This is a genomic window from Pseudomonas khavaziana (assembly GCF_036704165.1).
GTDB classification, from domain to species: domain Bacteria; phylum Pseudomonadota; class Gammaproteobacteria; order Pseudomonadales; family Pseudomonadaceae; genus Aquipseudomonas; species Aquipseudomonas khavaziana.
Genome location: NZ_CP129946.1, coordinates 5,209,009 through 5,226,774 on the forward strand (window position 1 = coordinate 5,209,009; position 17,766 = coordinate 5,226,774).

Genomic DNA, 17,766 nt, shown 5'->3' on the forward strand with positions numbered 1-17,766 from the left:
GCCAATAGTCTGGCCGTGCCAGTGATTCGGAACGAGCAGTCGCTCGCTCTCCCTGGAGATCGGTGTGACAACCGGTAGCGTTTGTCACCAGACAGCTGCCGAATCCAGGCCCTGCATTCGTTCGAATAGAAACTTGTACAAACGAACATTCAAAGAATAGCCCAGGACTGGCGACGGGCCAGCTACAAAATGACAAATTTCATTATAAAGATGCCGGCCGTGGTTTTACGGCACCTGCACTCGGGAAATGCCCCAGTTGTTGCAAGGTATCGAGCCGCGCACGGGCGCGATAGGCGTACTCACTTGAAGGGTATTGGCTGATGATGAACTGATAGGTTTGTGCGGCATCAACAAACAGTTTCTGCCGTTCCAGGCACTGCCCGCGCAGCATCGACACCTCCGGCTGCACATAACGGCGGGTACGGCTTTCGCGATCGACCTGGGACAACTCCAGGGTGACGCGCGCGCAATCGCCCACCCCATAGGCACGGTAAGCGTTGTTCAAATGGTGGTCCATCGACCAGCGAGTACAGCCGACAACACTGACGGCCAGGGCAGCAACGAGCAAAATTCGCATGGGGGTTCTCCTGTCTTGTGCAGTGTATCGACCCCTGTCCGAAAATCTTCAAGGATGTTTGCCCAGTCAAGCGCAGCAAAAACAAGCCAATCGTCGATAAGTAGTGCAAACGAACAATGACTACAACGAAAGAGCATAGTAGCCTTCTCCAGCGCTTGAACTCAGGAGTCTGTGCATGTCCGTCCGTCGCACCAAAATCGTCGCCACCCTTGGCCCGGCCAGCAACTCGCCGGAAGTCCTCGAACAGCTGATTCTGGCTGGTTTGGACGTCGCCCGTCTGAACTTCTCCCACGGCACCCCGGACGAGCACAAGGCTCGCGCCAAGCTGGTGCGTGACCTGGCCGCCAAGCATGGCCGCTTCGTTGCACTGCTGGGTGACCTGCAAGGCCCGAAAATCCGTATCGCCAAATTTGCCAACAAGCGGATCGAGCTGAAGATTGGTGACAAATTCACCTTCTCCACCAGCCACCCGCTGACCGAAGGCACCCAGGACGTCGTGGGTATCGACTACCCGGACCTGGTCAAGGATTGCGGCGTCGGTGACGAACTGCTGCTGGACGATGGCCGCGTGGTCATGCGCGTCGACACCGCGACCCCGACCGAGCTGCACTGCACCGTGATCATCGGCGGCCCGCTGTCCGATCACAAAGGTATCAACCGCCGCGGCGGTGGCCTGACGGCGCCAGCCCTGACTGAAAAAGACAAGGCCGACATCAAGCTCGCCGCTGAAATGGAAGTCGACTACCTCGCCGTGTCCTTCCCACGCGACGCCGCCGACATGGAATACGCCCGTAAACTGCGCGACGAAGCCGGCGGCACCGCCTGGCTGGTGGCGAAGATCGAACGCGCCGAAGCCGTGGCCGACGACGAAACCCTCGACGGCCTGATCAAGGCGTCCGACGCGGTGATGGTTGCCCGTGGCGACCTGGGCGTGGAAATCGGTGACGCCGAACTGATCGGTATCCAGAAGAAGATCATCCTGCACGCACGTCGCCACAACAAGGCCGTGATCGTTGCGACCCAGATGATGGAGTCGATGATCCAGAACCCGATGCCGACCCGTGCCGAAGTGTCCGACGTGGCCAACGCCGTGCTCGACTACACCGACGCCGTGATGCTCTCGGCTGAAAGCGCCGCCGGCCCGTACCCGCTGGAAGCCGTGCAGGCCATGGCGCGCATCTGCGTCGGTGCTGAAAAGCACCCGACCAGCAAGACCTCCAGCCACCGCATCGGCAAGGTCTTCGAAAGCTGCGACCAGAGCATCGCCCTGGCTGCCATGTACACCGCCAACCACTTCCCGGGCGTGAAGGCGATCATCGCCCTGACCGAAAGTGGCTACACACCGTTGATCATGTCGCGCATCCGTTCCTCGGTGCCGATCTACGCGTTTACCCCTCACCGCGAAGCCCAGGCCCGCGCGGCGTTGTTCCGTGGTGTGTACACCATCCCGTTCGACCCGGCTTCGCTGGCACCGAACGAAGTCAGCCAGAAGGCTATCGACGAGCTGGTCAAGCGCGGCGTGGTAGAGAAAGGCGACTGGGTCATCCTCACCAAGGGCGACAGCTACCACACCACTGGTGGCACCAATGGCATGAAGATCCTGCACGTGGGCGACCCGCAGGTCTGAGTGACACGCTGAAAAACAAAAGCCCTGCCATGTGAATGGCGGGGCTTTTTGCATTTCAAATCAGAGTCAGCTGCTGGATATAAGGGCCTCATCGCGGCATGGATATGTACTCATATCTAAGCCCACATCCTCGTCGACCCTAAGGCCGCCATCGGGGGCAAGCCCCCTCCCACATCTTGATTGCGGTGCATCAGTTAGATAGCTATAACCTGCCCGGGAGCAAATACCTATGCCCATCTCGGCATGGGTTTCTACACCACTGTGTAGCAGCCGAAGGTAACCACGATGCGCAGCGAGCCTCTCTTGATCTTGATCTGCTTTTGATCTCAGGCGCCCCGTTAAACCACGCTGGCCGGAATTCGACAGGGATTTGGGGGGTAAACCGGCAGGGATGCCGGTTTAGCCGCCCCGCGCCATGGATGGCGCGTGGCGGCGGCCCCCCAAATCCCTGGCGGATTACGGGCACACCGAGCCTAGGCGAGGTGCCGAGTGGTGGGGCATGTACGGGACAACCACATGGGTTACAAAAAAGTATCTCTACATAGGTGACACTTTTATCGAAACGTACCCGTTCTTTGCCTCTCTAGCATAGACCCGGCCTAGGATCACCGGACCGAAGATCACCTCCCATATATCCTCACCAATCATCTCCATTCCAATGGTCTGATGCTTAAGCACATTAGCGATGTAAATCCGCAGACCTGATCGATTGATAATTCCATTGCTGTCAGCCAGGTAACACTCTATGTGACTTGGATAACTCATTTCGGGTAGCTTTTCTGGGTAAGCCCGGGTCGAGGGCGAATAGCAGGAAGCAGGCGTTTTTTGATCAAGCGCCTCGTGCCCTCGCTCGTAATTGTAGTGCTGCATAAAACGGTTAAAGTGTTTCTGCTGAGCCTCCCAAGGAATCGCTGGCGGTTGTGGCAGGGTGCTTTTCAGCGTTCGGTGCATGCGTTCGTGACGCCCATTCTGATCTGGTCTGCCGGGTTCAATTCGCTCAGGAATAATCCCTAACCGCAGCCACCAGATCGACAGCTGCGATAAGCCGGCCTGGCCCGTACTAGCAAATGGCACGCCGTTGTCTGTCCTGATGCGTTCCGGTAAACCGTACTCGCGAAAAACCCGTTCAAAGGTCTGTTGAGTTTCCTTAAGGTTAGTGCTGGGCATGCTCTGACAGGCCAGTAGGAAACGGCTGGCGTGATCCATGATCGTCAGCGGATAGCACCACACCCCCGCGCCTGTCAGAAACTGGCCTTTATAGTCAGCGCTGAAAAGCTGATTGGGCGTTTCCGCCTTGCTCAAGGGTTTGGGGTAGACCGCTACACGCCGCCGAATGCGTTGGGGCGTAATCAGGTCAGCAGCTTTGAGGATGTTGTAGATGGTCGTTTTTGACGGTGGATCCTGATCCGGAAAACGCTTGAGCAAGTCATTCTGGATTTTCTTCGGTCCTGGAGTCGTTTCTCCGATAGAGCGAAGCTCAATGATTGCCTGCCTGACGGCGACGGGCACTACATAGCTCTGATTGTGTCGACAACGACTGCGCTCCTCAAGCCCGCCTGGCCCCTCAGATTCGTATCGTTCGACCCATTTGTAGCCAGTCTTTCGACTGATTTCATAGTCGCTGCACAGTTTACTAAAGGTGTGTTTGCCCTCCAGATAGGAGGCTATGAACATCACTTTAAGATCCATTGGTTTCAGCTCTTTCCAGGGCACGGTCAGATCCTCTCGAAGTCAACCGTGCTAGTTAATAACTGTTACCTATGTGCGTGAACTGATTTGTAACCCATGTGGGTGAGTCATACCGGCAAGAGCGTTTTGCTTACTTTTGCGCTTTTCAAAAGTGAGCCGCCGTAAGGGCGGAACCAATAGCAGCCGTTACCGCAGCAACGGATATGTACTCGGTCTGAAGGCCGCCATCGGGAGCAAGCCCCCTCCCACATTTGGATTGCGGTGCATCAGTTAGATAGCTATAACCTGGCCGGGAGCAGATACCTATGCCCACCGCGGACAAGCCCGACTCCCACATTGGAATGCGGTCAACTGTGGGAGCCGGGCTAGCCCGCGATGGCGCCAGAACAGCCAACACCGTTCTATCGCCGGGCGATAAACCCCGACAACGCCGCAATCGCCTCCGGCGATCTCAAGCGTTGGGTAAACAACGCCCCCTCCTCCTCGATCACCAGCCGCAACTGCTCGCGATCCACGCTTTTCATCAGTTGCTTGGTGACCTGCACCGCGCCCGGCGCCAGGCTTTCAAAACGTTCGGCCATTTCTCGCGCCTTGGCCAAGGCCGCCTCGCCACTGCCCAACGCCTCGGTGGCAATCCCCCACGCTGCGGCTTGTTCGCCAGTGAAACCCTCGCCCAACAACAGCAGTTCAGCCGCCTTCGCATGCCCCAGCAACCGCGGCAGGATCAGGCTCGAACCAAACTCAGGGCACAAACCCAGGTTAACGAATGGCATGCGCAAGCGTGCATCGCGGCTGATATACACCAGGTCGCAATGCAGCAACAGCGTGGTGCCAATGCCCACCGCCGCTCCAGCCACGGCGGCGATCACCGGTTTGCGGCAGTTGAGCAGGCTTTTCATAAAGTGAAACGGTGGGCTGTCGAGATCGTTGGGTGGTTGGTCGAGAAAATCGCTGATGTCATTGCCGGCGGTAAAACACTCGCTGCTGCCCTGGAGCAGTACGGCGCAAATATCCGAATCTGCATCGGCCTGTTCCAGCGCCTCGGCCAGTTGCGTATACATGGCACGGGTCAGGGCGTTTTTCTTGTCAGGGCGATTGAGCTGCAAGGTCAGCAACCCGCGTTCGCGCTGCTGCAGGATGGCGTCGTTCATGGCGAATCTCGCGGCAAAGGGATTCAGCGCTCAACCACGGGGCAGGAACACATCGGCCAGCAGTTGGTTGCGCGGCAGCCCGGCCAGGAACAGGCGCTTGGAAAAGGCCTCGACGCTGACAGGGTGACCGCAGAGTAAAGCCAGCGTTTGCCGCGAAACAAGCCGCAGTTGCGCCAATGCCTGGTTTAACTCTGCCGCCGTCCATAGCTCCACCGTCAGGTTCCCATGCTGCGTGGCCAGCGCCGCCAGGGGGGCGGCCAGGTAATGAGCCTCGGCATCATGGGCCAGGTGAATGACGCGGATGGCACCTTGATGATCCTGGCGCAGCGCTTCGCGCAATACGCCCCACAACGGACCCAGGCCGGTACCGGCGGCCAGCAGCCACAACGGCCGCGATTGCCAGTCAGGGTCATAGTGCAGCGCCCCGCCCCGCAACTCGCCCAGGCGCAGAGGCTCACCAACCTTGAAATGGCGAGCGGCATCGCTGAATTCACCGTGTTGGCGGCAATCGATATGAAACTCCAGGTATGCATCCTGCTGGGGCAAGCTCGCCAGGGAATACGGGCGCGCCACCTGCCCCGCCCACAACACCAGATGCTGCCCGGCCCGATACCGCAAGCCACGCTCCGGTTGCAGGCGCAGGCGCAGCACTGTCGAACTCAGCCAGTCGGCCCCCACCACCTGGGCCGCCACACCGTCACGCAACGGATCAAAGGCTTCGACCTGGAGATCGCCGCTGACCCGGCATTGGCACGCCAGGCGCCAACCTTGCTGACGTTGCGCCGGGCTCAGGGCGTCGGGCTGCTGGTCTTCAACCTCGCCCTGGCAACGCACCAGGCACGCATGGCAGCTGCCGGCCCGGCAACTGTAGGGCACGGCGACTCCCGCCTGGTTCAAGGCATCCAGCAGGTTAGTGCCGGTGGGCACCGACCAATGGCGTTCGCCGACGTGCAGTTCAGGCATAACACCGTTACCTCTATTGGTAGGAGCGAGCTTGCTCGCGAAGATCGCTAACGATAACGCGGACAACCTGATGAAACCCACCAGATTCACGCTTTTCGCGAGCAAGCTCGCTCCTACAGATAACTGGGCCGGGCATTCGTGACCATAGTCGGGTGTATCGGTCACCGCGCCGGGTTATACTGCCGCGCCTTTTTAGCGTCGCGCCTGCACCACTTTGGCGTGCCTTGGAAAGATGGTTTCAGCCGACCGACGCAACACTGAAGCCACCTTTATTGAATGTTCCCTTATAGAGGAGCGCGACTCATGACCGTGATCAAGCAAGACGACCTGATTCAGAGCGTTGCCGACGCCCTGCAATTCATTTCCTATTACCACCCCGTTGACTTCATCCAGGCCATGCACGAAGCCTACCTGCGCGAAGAATCGCCGGCAGCCCGTGACTCCATCGCCCAGATCCTGATCAACTCGCGCATGTGCGCCACCGGCCATCGCCCGATCTGCCAGGACACCGGTATCGTCACCGTGTTCGTGCGCGTAGGCATGGATGTACGCTGGGACGGCGCCACCATGAGCCTGGACGACATGATCAACGAAGGCGTGCGTCGCGCCTACAACCTGCCGGAAAACGTCCTGCGTGCATCCATCCTCGCCGACCCGGCGGGCGCGCGGAAAAACACCAAGGACAACACCCCGGCGGTGATCCACTACTCCATCGTCCCGGGCAACACCGTGGAAGTGGACGTAGCGGCCAAGGGCGGTGGTTCCGAGAACAAGTCGAAAATGGCCATGCTCAACCCGTCCGACTCCATTGTCGACTGGGTGCTCAAGACCGTTCCGACCATGGGCGCCGGCTGGTGCCCACCGGGCATGCTCGGCATCGGCATCGGCGGCACCGCCGAGAAAGCCGCGGTGATGGCCAAGGAAGTGTTGATGGAATCCATCGACATCCACGAGCTGAAAAAGCGCGGCCCGCAGAACCGTATTGAAGAGATGCGCCTGGAGCTGTTCGAGAAGGTCAACCAACTGGGCATCGGTGCCCAGGGCCTGGGTGGCCTGACCACCGTGCTCGACGTGAAGATCATGGACTACCCGACCCATGCCGCCTCCCTGCCGGTGTGCATGATCCCCAACTGCGCCGCCACCCGTCATGCGCACTTCGTGCTCGACGGTTCCGGCCCGGCGTCGCTGGAGGCGCCATCGCTGGACGCCTACCCGGAAATCGTCTGGGAAGCCGGCCCGTCGGCCCGCCGCGTCAACCTCGACACCCTGACCCCGGAAGAAGTGCAAAGCTGGAAGCCGGGCGAAACCGTGTTGCTCAACGGCAAGATGCTCACCGGTCGAGACGCCGCGCACAAGCGCATGGTCGAGATGCTCAACAAGGGCGAAACCCTGCCGGTGGACCTCAAGGGCCGCTTTATCTACTACGTCGGCCCGGTTGATCCGGTGCGCGAAGAAGTGGTTGGCCCGGCTGGCCCGACCACCGCGACGCGGATGGACAAGTTCACCCGTCAGATCCTCGAGCAAACCGGCCTGCTGGGCATGATCGGCAAATCCGAGCGCGGCCCGACCGCCATCGAAGCGATCAAGGACCACAAGGCCGTGTACCTGATGGCCGTGGGCGGCGCCGCTTACCTGGTGGCGCAAGCCATCAAGAAATCGCGCGTGGTGGCGTTCGCCGAACTGGGCATGGAAGCCATCTACGAGTTCGACGTGAAAGACATGCCGGTCACCGTGGCGGTCGACAGCCAGGGTGAGTCAGTGCACATCACCGGTCCTGCCATCTGGCAGAAAAAGATCAGTGAGAGCCTGGCGGTAGAAGTACAGTAAGTCGATGTGGGAGGGGCTTGCCCCTCCCACACACGTCCCAGACAGCTCATGGTATGGTGCTCGCCCTTACCGTGCCTGTTCATCATCGTATGATCGTGATCCCTCGCCCCCTGCGCCTGACCTTTTACTCGTTATTGATCATCGCCGGTGCGGTGCTGGCCGCTGCCTTGGCCACACGCCATGCCGAACGCCAGGCCCTGGTGGATGACGCCGCTCGCGCCAATCAGCAGCTTGCGCTGTATGCCAACTCCCTGCACACCCTGATCGAACGCTACCGCGCCCTGCCCGCCGTGCTGGCCCTGGACTCGGAAATGATCCGCGCCTTGAAGGGCCCGCTGGATGGCACCACCCAGGACGTGCTCAATCGCAAGCTCGAGCGCATCAACGGCGCCGCCCAATCATCCACCCTGGAGCTGATGGACCGCACCGGCCTGGCGGTGGCCGCCAGTAACTGGAATCTGCCCAGCAGCTATGTCGGCCACAACTACGCATTTCGCCCGTATTTCAGCCAGACCCTGAGCCAAGGCACCGGGCGTTTTTACGCGGTGGGTGTGACGACTGGCATTCCCGGTTACTTCCTTTCCAGTGCGGTGGTCGATGAGCACGAGCAGTTCCTCGGCGCCATGGTGGTCAAGCTGGAATTCCCTGAGCTTGAACGCGAATGGGCCCAGGGTAATGACTTGCTGCTGGTCAGCGATGCGCGGGGCATTGTGTTTATCGCCAACCAGCCGGGCTGGCGTTATCGCAACCTGCGGCCGTTGTCCGAAAGCGACCTGGCTGAACTCAAGGCCACCCGCCAATACGACAAGAAACACCTGCAGCCGCTGGAGACCAGCGTTCTGCAGCGCTTCGACGAAAACAGCCATTTGATGCGCGTCAATGGCCCCGACGGTAATGCCAATTACATCTGGGAGTCCCTGCCGTTGAAAGCCGAGGGTTGGACCCTGCACCTGCTGCGCAAACCCCAGTTCCCGTTTGAAGACCAACGCAACGCCGGTCTCGCCGCCGCGGGATCCTGGCTGGCGCTGGTATTCCTGGCGCTGTTCCTCAGCCAACGCTGGCGACTGGCCCGCTTGCGTCAGCGCAGCCGCGAAGAGCTGGAACAGTTGGTCGAGGAACGCACCCAGGCGCTGCGCACCGCCCAGGATGGCCTGGTGCAGTCGGCCAAGCTGGCGGCACTGGGGCAGATGTCCGCTGCCCTTGCCCATGAAATCAACCAACCGTTGACGGCCCAACGCATGCAACTGGCGACGCTGCGGTTGTTGCTCGACCATGGCCGGGTGGACGATGCCTACAAGGCGCTCACGCCGCTCGATGACATGCTCACGCGCATGGCCGCGCTCACCGGGCACCTCAAGACCTTCGCCCGCAAGAGTCCCAGCGGCCTGCGTGAACGCCTGGACCTGGCCACCGTGGTCGATCAGTCCTTGCACCTGCTCGACGCGCGCCTGCGTGATGAAGCCATCGGCGTCGTGCTGGACCTGACGCGCCCGGCCTGGGTACGCGGCGACGCGATCCGCCTGGAACAGGTATTGATCAACCTGCTGCGCAACGCGCTGGACGCCATGGCCGACAAGCCGCGCAAGCGCCTGGAAATCCGCCTGCATGCCGATCAGCAGCTGTGGCAGTTGACTGTCAGCGACAGCGGCGGCGGGATCGCCGAAGCACACCTGAACAGCGTGTTCGATCCGTTCTTCACCACCAAGCCGGTGGGCGACGGCCTCGGTTTGGGGCTGGCGGTGTCCTACGCAATCGTGCATGAATTGGGCGGGCGCCTGAGCGCCGGCAACCGTGGCGACGGCGCAGTGTTTACCCTGACCTTGCCGATTGCATTGGAGACGCCAGCGCCATGTTGAACGCCGTAATTGTGGTCGATGACGAAGCCAGCATTCGCACCGCCGTCGAGCAATGGCTGAGCCTTTCGGGGTTTGAGGTGCAATTGTTCAGTCGCGCCGAAGAATGCCTGGCGCACCTGCCCAAAGACTTTCCCGGGGTGATTTTGAGCGACGTGCGCATGCCCGGGCTCAGCGGCCTTGAACTGCTGGCCGAGGTGCAGCGGCGCGATGCCGACCTGCCGGTGATTTTGCTCACCGGCCATGGCGATGTGCCGATGGCCGTCGAAGCCATGCGCGACGGTGCCTACGATTTCCTGGAGAAACCCTTCAGCCCCGAGGCCCTGCTCAACAGCCTGCGCCGGGCTTTGGACAAGCGTGGCCTGATCCTGGAAAACCGTCGCCTGCATCAACAGGCCGATCACCGCGCACAGCTGGAATCCAGCCTGCTGGGGGTGTCCAAGGGCCTGCAAAACCTACGTCGTCAGGTGCTGGACCTGGCGACCCTGCCGGTCAATGTGCTGATCCGCGGCGAGACTGGCAGCGGCAAGGAGTTGGTTGCTCGCTGCCTGCACGACTTTGGCCCCAGGGCGAAAAAGCCGTTTGTAGCACTCAACTGTGCCGCCATTCCCGAGCAGCTGTTTGAAGCCGAGTTGTTCGGCCACGAAAGCGGCGCCTTTACCGGCGCCCAGGGCAAACGCATCGGCAAGCTGGAATATGCCCATGGCGGCACGTTGTTCCTGGATGAGATCGAAAGCATGCCCCTGGCCCAACAGGTGAAACTGCTGCGGGTGTTGCAGGAACAGAAGCTGGAGCGGCTGGGTTCCAACCAAAGCATCCACGTGGATCTGCGCATCATCGCCGCCACCAAGCCTGACCTTCTGGAAGAGGCCCGAGCCGGGCGTTTTCGTGAAGACCTGGCCTATCGCCTGAACGTCGCGCAACTGCGCCTGCCGCCGTTGCGCGAGCGCCGCGAGGATATTCCGTTGCTGTACGACCATTTCGCGCAAAGTGCTGCTGAACGTTTGGGCCGTCATGTCGAACCCTTGAGTGGGCCACAGTTGGGGCGCCTGCTCAGTCATGACTGGCCGGGGAACGTGCGTGAACTGGCCAACGTCGCCGAGCGCCAGGTGTTGGGGCTCGGCGATCCGGAACCGGAAGGGATCGAAGCCGGGCAATCGTTGGCGGCGCAACAGGAAGCGTTCGAGGCACATTGCCTGAAAGCCGCGTTAACCCGGCATAAAGGCGATATCAAGGCAGTGCTGGCCGAGCTGCAACTGCCGCGCAGGACCCTCAATGAAAAGATGCAGCGGCATGGGTTGGCAAGGGAGATGTTTCTCTAGCGACCTTCCGATCGCCATCGGGGGCAAGCCCCCTACCACAGGGGATCTGCGCTTGACTGACCGGCATCAGGGCTTGCCCCCGATGGCGTCAGCAACCATAAGCGGATTTCCGCTTACCAGCCAAAAATCATCGGCAACTTTCCGCTCAAAAAAATCCTGCAACCCTTCTATTCCGGGCCTTCATCTACCTGGCACAGCTCCTGCTATAGCCCGAACCAGGCAGTGCTCAAGCACGCTCCATAAAAACAACTAGATGAAGGATCCTTCAATGGATAACTCCAATACCTTGCCTCTGGGGTCGGCAACTGCGCCGGCAAAAGAGCGCACCACTTCCAGCCGAATCAAATCGATCTTCAGCGGGTCGGTCGGCAACATGGTCGAGTGGTACGACTGGTACGTCTACGCCGCCTTCTCGCTGTACTTTGCCAAGACCTTCTTCCCCAAGGGCGACACCACCGCCCAATTGCTCAACACCGCCGCGATCTTCGCCGTGGGCTTCCTGATGCGCCCGATCGGTGGCTGGCTGATGGGCCTGTATGCCGACAAAGTCGGGCGTAAAAAAGCCCTGATGGCCTCGGTCTACCTGATGTGCTTCGGCTCCCTGCTGATCGCCCTGAGCCCAAGCTATGAAGTCATTGGTATCGGCGCGCCAATCCTACTGGTGTTTGCCCGCTTGCTGCAGGGCCTGTCGGTCGGTGGCGAATACGGCACCTCTGCCACGTACCTCAGCGAAATGGCGACCAAGGAACGCCGTGGCTTTTACTCCAGCTTCCAGTACGTGACCCTGATCTCCGGCCAGCTCATCGCGTTGGCGGTGCTGATCGTGCTGCAACAACTGCTGACCACCGAGCAACTGTATGCCTGGGGCTGGCGTATCCCGTTCGCCATCGGCGCCTTGTGTGCAGTGGTCGCGCTGTACCTGCGTCGTGGCATGGAAGAAACCGAATCGTTCACCAAGAAGGAAAAAGCCAAGGAAAGCGCCATGCGCACCTTGATGCGCCACCCCAAGGAACTGATGACCGTGGTCGGCTTGACCATGGGTGGCACCCTGGCGTTCTACACCTACACCACCTACATGCAGAAATACCTGGTGAACACGGTCGGCATGAGCATCTCCGACTCCACCACCATCTCGGCGGCGACGCTGTTCCTGTTCATGTGCCTGCAACCCTTGGTCGGCGGGCTGTCGGACAAGATTGGCCGGCGGCCGATCCTGATCGCCTTCGGTATCCTCGGCACCCTGTTCACCGTGCCGATCCTCACCACCCTGCACACCATCCAGTCCTGGTGGGGGGCGTTCTTCCTGATCATGGCGGCGCTGATCATCGTCAGCGGCTACACCTCGATCAACGCCGTGGTGAAAGCCGAACTGTTCCCTACCGAAATTCGCGCCCTGGGCGTGGGCCTGCCCTATGCCCTGACCGTGTCGATCTTCGGCGGTACCGCTGAATACATCGCCCTGTGGTTCAAGAGCATCGGCATGGAAACCGGCTACTACTGGTACGTGACCGCGTGTATCGCAGTGTCGCTGATGGTCTACGTGACCATGAAGGACACGCGCAAGCATTCGCGGATTACCACGGACTAAAAATCTGGGAGGGGGGCAACCCCCTTCTCATATTGGATATGATGTGGGCTTCAGAACTGAGAGCAGAACAGGTCATGTCCGACGATATCCACTTCTACGAACCCGCCAACGGCCACGGCCTGCCCCATGATCCGTTCAACGCGATTGTCGGCCCGCGGCCGATTGGCTGGATTTCGTCACACGACCGCGAGGGTCGCCTGAACCTGGCGCCCTACAGTTTCTTCAATGCGTTCAACTACATTCCGCCGATCATTGGTTTTTCCAGTGTCGGGCGCAAAGACAGCCTGAACAATATCGAACAGACCGGCGAGTTCGTATGGAACCTGGCCACCCGCCCGCTGGCCGAGCAGATGAACCAGAGCTGCGCGGCGGTCTCGCCCGAGGTGAATGAATTCGAGTTATCCGGCCTGACGCCGGTGGCCTCGAAAATCGTCAGCGTGCCACGGGTGGGCGAGAGTCCGGTGTCGTTCGAATGCAAGGTGACGCAGATCATTCAGCTGCAACGTGCTGACAAAGAGCTGGTGCCGAGCTGGCTGGTGCTGGGCGAAGTGGTGGCGGTGCATATTGCCAAGTGGTTGCTCAAGGATGGTATCTACGACACCGCTGCCGCCGAGCCGATTTTGCGTGGCGGGGGACCCGCTGATTACTTCCAGCTGGGCCCTGAGGCCCTATTCAAGATGTACCGCCCAGGCGCCACAAAACCCTGATTGAAATGCAATAAAAATGTGGGAGGGGCGGTGCGACGATTCGACTTGCCCCCGATAGCAGTGTGTCAGCGAAAGATAAGCTGACTGACCCACCGCTATCGGGAGCAAGCCCCCTCCCACATTTGCTCATCTGCGTTGTTTAGTTCGCAGCAGGTGCCCAGCTCAGTTGGCCTTCTGCATCCACATCGATCAGGCACTCAAGTTGCAGCGTCGCCGCGTCATCGGCATCGGACGCCGTCTTGAACGTCTGCCCGTCGAGGATCTTGTGGAACTGCGGGGCGCCCATGCCATCCAGTGCCTTGACGGCGACGGCGGCGCTGTAGCCATCTTCTCCCGGTACTACGGCGGAAACGGCTTCGTGGTGGGCAAATTGTCTACGTGCCATGTTGCAGGTCCTGGCCAATGGAAAGTCGGCCATTGTAACCCTCAACCGGCCAGTTGCAGGTACTCGCCGTAGGCATGGGCGGCAGATGCATCGGTGAAGGTCTGGAAGTCCATGCTGCGGATCACCATGTCGTTCAACAGCTCGGTGAGGATCATCAGGGCCGGCGAGTTGAAGTAGGCGCTCATGGCCTGTTCGCTGCTCCAGAACCCCGAGACCAGCCACACATCGGGGTCGACCTGTGAATGCTGCAACGAGAATTGCAGGCAACCCTCGGCCTGGCGTCCTGGTTCGATCAAACTGCTCAAGCGTGCACCGAGTTCGGTGCTGCACCCGCTACGGGCGCGGATAAAGGCCATATGGCTCGCGGGAATGGGGGTGGACATGTTCGACTCTCCCGTTGAGAAGTGATGCTCGGCAAGCACTGTGGGGGCGTGTTGCCACAGGATCAAAGATAACGGCGCGGGTACGGGCGCGGTTAGTCGATTCCTGCAGGCTTATTGCACAATCCTGCGAAAAGCCTAGATAGGACGTTTGCCCCCAGGATTTATTCCACGCGTCCGCCCAGTGTTTCAGAGAGATGACAGGCCTGGCGCTTGCCTGATTCACGACAGATCGCAGGATCAGGCAAGGATCAGGCAGAATCGACGTAACACTATTTGAAAAGCTGCCGCTAAGCTGAGCCCATCAAAGCAGCGTGTAGAGGACGCCCCATGCCGTCGCCCGATCCAAAGTCCACTCCCCTCGATGCCGAGATGGAAAAGCAACGCGCCGAGTTGGCCGGTATCGTGCACCGCCACACCTGGGAAGACGGCTCCTACGGCACGGCGATTACCTCGCTGTACCTGAACCGCCACAACACACCGCGGGATTTCATGCCGGTGCTGGTGGAACCTGCGCTGTGCATCCTGGCCAGCGGCAGCAAGGAAGTGCGCCTGGCCGACGAAATCTTCGCCTACGACCCGCTCAACTACCTGGTGTTCTCGGTGGCGATGCCGGTAGCCGGGCGGATTATCGATGCCAGCGCCGAGAATCCCAACCTGTCGGTGCGTATCAACATCGACCCGACGCAACTGACGGCCTTGATCGCAGAGGCCGGGCCCATGGGCGTGCCTTCGCGCCCGTCGACCCGCGGAATGTACGTCGACCGCATCGACCACCAATTGCTCGACGCCGTGCTGCGCCTGACCCGGCTGCTGGATACGCCCAAAGACATCGCCATGCTCGCGCCGTTGATCAACCGTGAAATTCTCTACCGCTTGCTGCGTGGCCCCCAGGGTTATCGCCTGTATGAGATTGCTGTGGCCAATAGTCAGAGCCACCGTGTCAGCCAGGCCATCAAGTGGCTGAACGGCAACTATGAACAACCGCTGCGCATCGACGACCTGGCCAAGGAAGTGAACCTGAGCGTCTCGACCTTGCACCATCGTTTCAAGGCGATCACTGCCATGAGCCCCCTGCAATACCAGAAACAACTGCGTTTGCAGGAAGCCCGACGACTGATGATTGCCGAAGGGTTGGAAGCTTCGGCGGCGGGCTATCGGGTAGGGTATGAAAGCCCGTCGCAGTTCAGCCGGGAATACAGCCGGTTGTTTGGCGCGCCGCCGCTGAGAGACCTGGCCCGGCTGCGCCAAAGTATTTAAACGGATGGAGATCAAAATGTGGGAGGGGGCTTGCCCTAATGCCAGTCAGTTAAGGCTTTTTTGTAGGAGCGAGCTTGCTCGCGAAAAACTTACAGGCGCCGCGCTCATTCAGCAAACACGCGTTATCGGTGACGTTTTTCGCGAGCAAGCTCGCTCCTACAGAAGGCGATGACCGCTTAACTGACTGGCATTAGGGCTTGCCCCCTCCCACGTTTAATCAGCGTGTGTTCAGTCAAGTCCGCGGGGCAGTTGCAGGGTGACGCGAAGGCCGCCTTCGCGCAGGTTTTGCAAACTCACTTCCCCTCCATGGCTATGGGCGATGTTGCGCGCAATCCCCAATCCCAACCCATACCCCTGCTGCTGGCCGGCCAGGCGAAAGTGCGGTTCGAAGACTTGCTCCAGGCGCTGTTCCGGCACACCCGGGCCTTCATCATCCACATGCAGGGTGAACAGTGCGCCATCGTCCTCGATATGCAAATGCGCGTTCTGCCCATACTTCAAGGCGTTGTCGATCAGGTTGCCGATGCAGCGTTTGAGCGCCAGCGGCTTGCCCGGATAAGGCGCCAAGGCCGCACCATCCAGAGTCACGCGACCATTGCCATTGGGCGCCAGGTAGGGCTCCACCAGGCATTCGAGTACGTGGTTGAGGTCTACCGGCTGGATGTTTTCGTGAATGTCGGTGTCTTTCACGCATTGCAGCGCGCCCTTGACCAGCAACTCCAATTCATCCAGATCGCGGCCGAACTTGGCTTGCAGGTTTTCGTCTTCAAGCAGTTCCACACGCAGACGCAGGCGGGTAATCGGCGTGCGCAAGTCGTGGGAAATCGCGCTGAACAACTGGCTGCGTTCGGTCAGGTAACGGCTGATGCGTTCGCGCATCGCATTAAAGGCACGGCCCACCTCCACCACTTCACTGCCGCCGCCTTCGGCCACCGGTTCCACATCGGCGCCCAGGGACATGTCCCGCGCCGCCCGCGCCAGGCGCTTGAGTGGCCGGCTTTGCCAGTGCACCAGCAAGCCGATGAACAGCAGCAGCAAGCCGCTGGTCAGCACGATAAACCACACCTGCTGGGACGGCAGGCCCTGTTCTTCAAGGCTGGTATAAGGCTCGGGCAGCAGCGAGGCGATGTACAGCCATTCTCCGGGGGCAAGCTGGATCTGGGTGACCAGTACCGGCGGGTTTACCGGTTCCAGGGTCAAGGCGTAATGCGCCCAGGAACGCGGCAGCTCGTCGAGCTTCAAGCCGGCATTGAAGATACGCAGGTCTTCGGCGCTGACAAACTCCACCGAGATAAGCACGCTGGCGCCCAGGGTCTGGCGCAACACGTCATCGACCGCTTCCAGCACCGCCTGTTTGCGCGGAGTTTGCGGCAGCAAGGCCATATCCAGCGGGCGATCATTGAGAGTCACGACAAAACGCGTGCCGCCCATGCTGCGCAACTGGTCGAGCACCAAGGGCCGATAGGCCACCGGCAGCGAACGGAAATAACTCACGCTGGCGGTCATCGAATGCGCCAGGCTACGGGCGCTGGTGACCAGGCCCTCAAGTTGGGTGGCGCGCAACTGCGAGACCCAGATCACGCTGGACAATGCCTGGGCGAACAGCACCACCAGCAAGGTCAGCAGCAGCATGCGCCCCAACAGCGAGCGCGGCACCGGAAAGCGGCGGCGTCGTTCGGCCGGGTGGTCAGTGGGCATTGCCGGCAACCACGCTGGCTGCCAGTTGATAACCGCTGCCGCGCACAGTGCGGATCAGCCGCGGGGGTTTTTCGGTATCGCGCAGGCGTTGACGCAGGCGGCTGACGGCCATGTCGACGATACGGTCCAAGGGCATCAGGTCGCGGCCACGGGTGGCGTTGCCGATGGTATCGCGGTCGAGGATCTGTTGCGGGTGGTCGAGAAACAATTTGAGCAAGGCGAAGTCGGCGCCGGAGAGGATCACCTCTTCACCGTCAACGTGGAACAGCCGATGGCTGATCGTATCCAGGCGCCAATCGTCGAACACCAGCACGTCGCTACTGCTGCCGCGCTCCTGGCCAAACTGGCAACGACGCAGCAGGGCCTTGATCCGCGCCTGCAATTCGCGGGGGCTGAATGGCTTGCCGATATAGTCATCGGCGCCCAGCTCCAGGCCGATCACCCGGTCGGCTTCGTCGGAACTGGCGGTGAGCATGATGATCGGCACCTGCGCCTGGCGCGGGTGCTGGCGGATCCAGCGACAAAGGCTGAAACCGTCTTCGTCCGGCAGCATCACATCGAGGATGACCAGGTCGCACGGCGCCTCGTTCATCGCCTGGCGGAACCCCGCGCCATCCGGCACGCCACGCACCTGGAAGCCGGCGCGACTGAGGTAGGTTTGCAGCAATTCGCGGATTTCCTGGTCGTCGTCGACGAGGAGAATGGATTTACTGATTACGCTCACGGGGTCCTCCTTGTT

General features: G+C 60.5%; 15 protein-coding genes. 7 read left to right on the forward strand and 8 right to left on the reverse strand.

Annotation, left to right across the window (positions count from 1 at the left end; translation table 11 throughout):
• Positions 1-202: 202 nt before the first annotated feature.
• The gene (locus QYQ93_RS23375) at positions 203-577 is read right to left on the reverse strand and encodes a tetratricopeptide repeat protein (protein WP_043050040.1); all 375 of its coding nucleotides are present in this window, start codon (positions 575-577) and stop codon (positions 203-205) included.
• 175 nt (positions 578-752) lie between these two features.
• Between QYQ93_RS23375 and pyk the strand changes: the two genes are divergently transcribed.
• A complete protein-coding gene (gene pyk / locus QYQ93_RS23380) occupies positions 753-2,204 on the forward strand; it encodes a pyruvate kinase (protein ID WP_043050041.1) in 1,452 nt (483 codons plus the stop codon).
• 537 nt (positions 2,205-2,741) lie between these two features.
• Here the strand turns inward: pyk and QYQ93_RS23385 are convergent.
• The 3 genes from QYQ93_RS23385 to QYQ93_RS23395 all read right to left on the reverse strand — a co-directional run bounded on the left by QYQ93_RS23385 (position 2,742) and on the right by QYQ93_RS23395 (position 6,007).
• Positions 2,742-3,917: an IS481 family transposase gene (locus QYQ93_RS23385; RefSeq protein ID WP_338474990.1), complete on the reverse strand. Its 1,176-nt coding sequence runs from the start codon at positions 3,915-3,917 to the stop codon at positions 2,742-2,744.
• Between the two features lie 377 nt (positions 3,918-4,294).
• Entirely contained in the window at positions 4,295-5,044 is a 750-nt protein-coding gene (locus tag QYQ93_RS23390) for an enoyl-CoA hydratase-related protein (RefSeq protein WP_043050042.1), read from the reverse strand.
• Positions 5,045-5,074: 30 nt separating this feature from the next.
• A complete protein-coding gene (locus QYQ93_RS23395) occupies positions 5,075-6,007 on the reverse strand; it encodes an iron-sulfur-binding ferredoxin reductase (protein ID WP_338475566.1) in 933 nt (310 codons plus the stop codon).
• A gap of 303 nt (positions 6,008-6,310) precedes the next feature.
• Here QYQ93_RS23395 and QYQ93_RS23400 point away from each other — a divergent pair, with 303 nt between their 5' ends.
• The 5 genes from QYQ93_RS23400 to QYQ93_RS23420 all read left to right on the forward strand — a co-directional run bounded on the left by QYQ93_RS23400 (position 6,311) and on the right by QYQ93_RS23420 (position 13,304).
• Complete coding sequence (locus tag QYQ93_RS23400; RefSeq protein WP_043050044.1) at positions 6,311-7,834, forward strand: fumarate hydratase; 1,524 nt, start codon at positions 6,311-6,313, stop codon at positions 7,832-7,834.
• Between the two features lie 89 nt (positions 7,835-7,923).
• On the forward strand, positions 7,924-9,690 hold the full coding sequence (locus QYQ93_RS23405) for an ATP-binding protein (RefSeq protein WP_338475567.1): 1,767 nt from the start codon (positions 7,924-7,926) through the stop codon (positions 9,688-9,690).
• Positions 9,684-11,009, forward strand: a complete 1,326-nt coding sequence (locus tag QYQ93_RS23410) for a sigma-54-dependent transcriptional regulator (RefSeq protein ID WP_217881895.1) — start codon at positions 9,684-9,686, stop codon at positions 11,007-11,009. The genes QYQ93_RS23405 and QYQ93_RS23410 overlap by 7 nt, the downstream gene beginning before the upstream one ends.
• A gap of 268 nt (positions 11,010-11,277) precedes the next feature.
• Positions 11,278-12,597 (forward strand): MFS transporter, encoded by a 1,320-nt coding sequence (locus QYQ93_RS23415; RefSeq protein ID WP_217881894.1) that lies wholly within the window; start codon positions 11,278-11,280, stop codon positions 12,595-12,597.
• Positions 12,598-12,671: 74 nt separating this feature from the next.
• Positions 12,672-13,304: a flavin reductase family protein gene (locus QYQ93_RS23420; protein ID WP_043050048.1), complete on the forward strand. Its 633-nt coding sequence runs from the start codon at positions 12,672-12,674 to the stop codon at positions 13,302-13,304.
• Between the two features lie 139 nt (positions 13,305-13,443).
• Here QYQ93_RS23420 and QYQ93_RS23425 read toward each other — a convergent pair whose 3' ends face one another.
• Both QYQ93_RS23425 and QYQ93_RS23430 read right to left on the reverse strand, forming a co-directional pair.
• Entirely contained in the window at positions 13,444-13,689 is a 246-nt protein-coding gene (locus QYQ93_RS23425; RefSeq protein ID WP_043050049.1) for a hypothetical protein, read from the reverse strand.
• Positions 13,690-13,730: 41 nt separating this feature from the next.
• Complete coding sequence (locus QYQ93_RS23430; protein ID WP_043050050.1) at positions 13,731-14,072, reverse strand: antibiotic biosynthesis monooxygenase family protein; 342 nt, start codon at positions 14,070-14,072, stop codon at positions 13,731-13,733.
• Between the two features lie 327 nt (positions 14,073-14,399).
• Here QYQ93_RS23430 and QYQ93_RS23435 point away from each other — a divergent pair, with 327 nt between their 5' ends.
• A complete protein-coding gene (locus tag QYQ93_RS23435) occupies positions 14,400-15,329 on the forward strand; it encodes an AraC family transcriptional regulator (protein ID WP_338475568.1) in 930 nt (309 codons plus the stop codon).
• Positions 15,330-15,557: 228 nt separating this feature from the next.
• Here QYQ93_RS23435 and QYQ93_RS23440 read toward each other — a convergent pair whose 3' ends face one another.
• Together QYQ93_RS23440 and QYQ93_RS23445 are read right to left on the reverse strand one after the other, a co-directional pair.
• Entirely contained in the window at positions 15,558-16,985 is a 1,428-nt protein-coding gene (locus QYQ93_RS23440) for an ATP-binding protein (RefSeq protein WP_200893595.1), read from the reverse strand.
• A gap of 31 nt (positions 16,986-17,016) precedes the next feature.
• Positions 17,017-17,751, reverse strand: a complete 735-nt coding sequence (locus tag QYQ93_RS23445; protein ID WP_043051111.1) for a response regulator — start codon at positions 17,749-17,751, stop codon at positions 17,017-17,019.
• Positions 17,752-17,766: the final 15 nt, after the last annotated feature.

Coding starts and splice junctions, on each gene's coding strand:
- QYQ93_RS23430 (WP_043050050.1), bottom strand. CDS start 14,072: ATGTCCACCCCCATTCCCGCGAGCCATATGGCCTTTATCCGCGCCCGT.
- QYQ93_RS23420 (WP_043050048.1), top strand. CDS start 12,672: ATGTCCGACGATATCCACTTCTACGAACCCGCCAACGGCCACGGCCTG.
- QYQ93_RS23410 (WP_217881895.1), top strand. CDS start 9,684: ATGTTGAACGCCGTAATTGTGGTCGATGACGAAGCCAGCATTCGCACC.
- QYQ93_RS23395 (WP_338475566.1), bottom strand. CDS start 6,007: ATGCCTGAACTGCACGTCGGCGAACGCCATTGGTCGGTGCCCACCGGC.
- QYQ93_RS23400 (WP_043050044.1), top strand. CDS start 6,311: ATGACCGTGATCAAGCAAGACGACCTGATTCAGAGCGTTGCCGACGCC.
- QYQ93_RS23375 (WP_043050040.1), bottom strand. CDS start 577: ATGCGAATTTTGCTCGTTGCTGCCCTGGCCGTCAGTGTTGTCGGCTGT.
- pyk (WP_043050041.1), top strand. CDS start 753: ATGTCCGTCCGTCGCACCAAAATCGTCGCCACCCTTGGCCCGGCCAGC.
- QYQ93_RS23415 (WP_217881894.1), top strand. CDS start 11,278: ATGGATAACTCCAATACCTTGCCTCTGGGGTCGGCAACTGCGCCGGCA.
- QYQ93_RS23390 (WP_043050042.1), bottom strand. CDS start 5,044: ATGAACGACGCCATCCTGCAGCAGCGCGAACGCGGGTTGCTGACCTTG.
- QYQ93_RS23435 (WP_338475568.1), top strand. CDS start 14,400: ATGCCGTCGCCCGATCCAAAGTCCACTCCCCTCGATGCCGAGATGGAA.
- QYQ93_RS23425 (WP_043050049.1), bottom strand. CDS start 13,689: ATGGCACGTAGACAATTTGCCCACCACGAAGCCGTTTCCGCCGTAGTA.
- QYQ93_RS23405 (WP_338475567.1), top strand. CDS start 7,924: ATGATCGTGATCCCTCGCCCCCTGCGCCTGACCTTTTACTCGTTATTG.